Genomic DNA, 2,665 nt, shown 5'->3' with positions numbered 1-2,665 from the left:
GTGCCACTGGCGGCCATCACCGTGCCCAACAGCCCCAGCAGGAAATACAGCCAGCGAATGCCCCAGCCCCCGTAATCGGCGAAGTGCAATGACTCCACCGTGCGGTGCACCCGGTCCCCAGCGCTCAGCTGCCGCGGGTCGGTGGGCACAATGCCAAGCAACTCGCCGCTGTTGCCATCGTAGGTGACGCTGCCTGTGGGCTGTACCAGGCTCTGCCTTTCCACGCCCGGCTCCGCTCGGCCATGAACCTGCACCTTCATCCCTTGCGTGCCCGGGCGGATGACCACCAGCATGCCCACCGGCTGCCCGAGCAAAGTGCCCGCCTGCGCCAGCATGGCAGCAGGATCGTGCGGGACACGCGGTACATTCGGGACAGCGCGCTCGACCTGCGCCAAGGCGTCATGAAAGCGAGCATGGGCGCCTTCATCCGTACCGTAGACCGCGTGCATCGGCCAGGGCATGTAGCTGGTGTAGAAGATCGCCAGCCCCGTGTAGACGATCATCAGGTGAAAGGGCAGCGCCAGCACACCACTGACGTTGTGCGCATCGAGCCAGGCGCGGGGGCCGCGCCCAGGTCGGAAGGTAAAGAAGTCCAGAAAGATCCGCCGATGAATGATCACCCCGGTCACCAGCGCGACGAGCATGCCCATCGACGCCCAGCCCACCACCCAATAGCCCAGGGCAGGCCATTGCAGCATGTAATGGAAGGACATGAAGTGGCGCCCGCCTTCGGTGGCGCGCTTCCAGGGCCCGGGTAGCAACTGGCCACTGACCGGATGCAACGCGGCCTCGTGATCGCCATCGGCGGTACGCCACGCCACCTGCAGGGCATCGCCCGGCTTCTCCGGCAGCACCAGCCGCCAGAAGCTGGCGCCCTGCCCGTGCAACTGCAGGTAACGCAACGCCGCAGGCACGGCAGCGGCCGGCGGCGTGGTGCTGTCGAGGCCGGCCACCACCGGCGCGGCCTCCATCCACCGCGTGATCGGCTCGCGAAACACGCTGAAGCTGCCCGTCAGCATGATCGCGCACAGCAGCCATCCGCAGCTCAGGCTGCACCAGGTGTGCAGCCAGGACATCGACTTGCGCAATCAGAAGTCGCCGCGCAGCGTCAGCATGTAGGTGCGCGGGTCGCCGAAGTAACTGCCGCGGCGCAATTCGCCCACCGACTTGTAGTACTTCTTGTCGAAGACGTTCTTCACATCGACACCCACCTTCCAGTGGTCGTCGATTTTCCAGGTGGCCAGGGCGTCGTACACCGCGCGGCCGGGGTTGCTGACTTCCGGGCCGTAGTCGTTGGTGCTGTAGCCGCTCTGCGCCGAGACGCCGCCGCCGACGGTCAGGCGGTTCCAGTCGCCGGGCAGGTTGTAGGTGGTGGCGGCGCGCAGCATGTGCCGCGGCGTCTGGTAGTCGGTCGGTTCGCCCGAGGCATTGCGGGTGATGTTGAAGGTGTAGCCGGCCGACAGCTGCCAGCCCGGCAGCACCTCGCCGCTGGCTTCGAGCTCGTAGCCTTTGCTGCGCTTCACCTGGTCGTTGCGGTAGCAGGTTCCGCTCAGGTTGCTGGGGCAGAGGCCGTCCAGGTCCGGGGCCGTGTCCTCGGCCGCTACGTCGTTCTGCTTGATATAGAACACCGCCGCCGAGAGGTTCAGGCGCCCATCGTAGAGCTCGCCCTTGATGCCGGTCTCGTAGTTGCTGCCGACCGCGGGGTCGAGCAAGGCGCCGCTTGCGGTGCGGTACTCGCTCTGCGGCTGGAAGATGTCGGCGTAGCTGGCGTACCACGACCATTGCTCGCTGAGGTCGTAGATCAGACCGACGAAGGGGGTGAACTCGTGGTCCTGGCGGTTGGAGGCCTTGACGTTATGGACCATTTCGCGCGTCTGGTATTCGTACCAGCTCAGCCGCCCGCCCAGCACCAGGCTCAGCGGCTCGGCGAGGCGAATACGCGAATTCGCGTAGACGCCATAACGCCGTGTATTGCTGTCATTGATGGTCTCCCAGCCATCGCGCGAAGGCTCGGGCAAAACATGGGGATCGGGATTGAAGACATCGATGGCCGTGCCGTTGGTGACGTAGGTGATCTTGCTGTGCAGGTCCTCGTCTGACCAGTTGGCCCCAACCATCAGCGAGTGCTCCAGGCCGAAGGCGCGAAAGGTGCCGGAAAGGTTGGTATCGACGCCGGTGTCGACCACCTCGTCACGGCGGAACAGCGTGCGGTAGAGCACCGAGCCCCGTTGCGTCAGAGGGTTGATGGCGCCAAGCGGCAGCGCCGCACGCTGGTCGAAACCGCCTTCAGAGCGGGTCAGCGAGGTCTTGCTCTTCCAGTCTTCATTGAGCTGGTATTCCAGTTCGGCGAACACCTCGGTCTGGTCGCTTTCATGACGGTTCCAGTCCTGGGCCAGCGAGGTGGAACGCGACACGTCCAGTGCCTTGCCGTTGGTGTAGCGCGGAAAGCCGAAGATCGAGTAGCCGTTGTTCACACTGCGCTGGTGGCGCAGGCCCACGGTAAGCAGGGTGCGGTCGTTGAGATCGGCCTCGGCGATGCCATAGAACAGCGGCATGCGGCTGCTCGCCTGGTCGTAGTAGTACTGGCGGTCCTCGTAGGCCACCAGCGCACGGCCGCGCACGGTGCGCGACTCGTTGAGCGCGCCGCTGGCGTCCAAGTCCATGC

General features: G+C 65.3%; 2 protein-coding genes. Both read right to left on the bottom strand.

Features of this window, described 5'->3' with window-relative positions; translation table 11 throughout:
• A partial coding sequence (locus VJS90_RS02280; RefSeq protein WP_324118684.1) for a PepSY-associated TM helix domain-containing protein occupies positions 1–1,076 on the bottom strand: 1,076 nt, incomplete at its 3' end.
• Positions 1,077–1,088: 12 nt separating this feature from the next.
• Positions 1,089–2,665: TonB-dependent siderophore receptor (locus VJS90_RS02275; RefSeq protein ID WP_324118682.1), on the bottom strand; the 1,577-nt coding region annotated here is incomplete at its 5' end.

This window comes from Pseudomonas sp., assembly GCF_035277045.1.
In the GTDB taxonomy this organism is placed as follows: Bacteria; Pseudomonadota; Gammaproteobacteria; order Pseudomonadales; family Pseudomonadaceae; genus Aquipseudomonas.
The sequence above is the reverse complement of the archived record's forward strand: the minus strand, read 5'-3'. Positions and strand labels throughout refer to the sequence as shown.